At 24.0% G+C, this 653-nt stretch carries 1 protein-coding gene; it reads right to left on the bottom strand.

From position 1 onward, the window contains the following. The coding region (locus EZH24_RS14430; protein WP_336596103.1) for a type ISP restriction/modification enzyme at window positions 1-626 on the bottom strand (626 nt) is incomplete at its 3' end. Window positions 627-653 lie beyond the last annotated feature (27 nt).

Raw genomic sequence — 653 nt, 5'->3', positions numbered from 1 at the left:
AAATTTCTAAAATTGAGCGTAAAATTTTCTATCTTATCTGAATTTTCAAAAGGATTAATTTCTTCATCATCTGTAAATTTAAGCCAATCATCTCCCCAATCTTTGCTTTCTTTAATAATAAATTTTACAACATTATCTGTTTTGTAAATATATAATGGAAAAATATATGCACTTGCATTAGCAGTTTCAATAATATGCAAATCAGTTATCATATCTGTAATAAAAGTATGCTGATATATGTTGAGAGCAACTGAACGATTTGATATTAGACCTATATTATTTTCATCTTTCAAAAAATGTTCCATAATATCACCTCTTGGCATACAATGAAAACCTTTTGACTTACCTGTATAATAAGTCCATCTCTTATCAAAAGGACGATAATTAATAATTTTGTAATTATTATCATCATTATTTGTTTCCTTAAGTTCTTTTTTTGCATATCTAATCTGCCAATCTCTAGTATCTTTTCCTAAATCAAATTCTTTTCTAGCATATTCAATATCTAATTCCATAAATATTTTTATATTATTTTTTAATTTATTTAATGAATTTATACTATCATTTTTAGATAAACAAAAATTATCTCTTCCTGCTACAATCCCTACACTTGATAATCTAAACACATTCTTCAAACTATAAAATTTATCATA

Origin of the sequence: Brachyspira catarrhinii (genome assembly GCF_005518285.1) — a bacterium.
Classification (GTDB): domain Bacteria; phylum Spirochaetota; class Brachyspiria; order Brachyspirales; family Brachyspiraceae; genus Brachyspira; species Brachyspira catarrhinii.
Note: the sequence above shows the minus strand (reverse complement) of the source record. Positions and strands in the feature narration are given on the sequence as shown.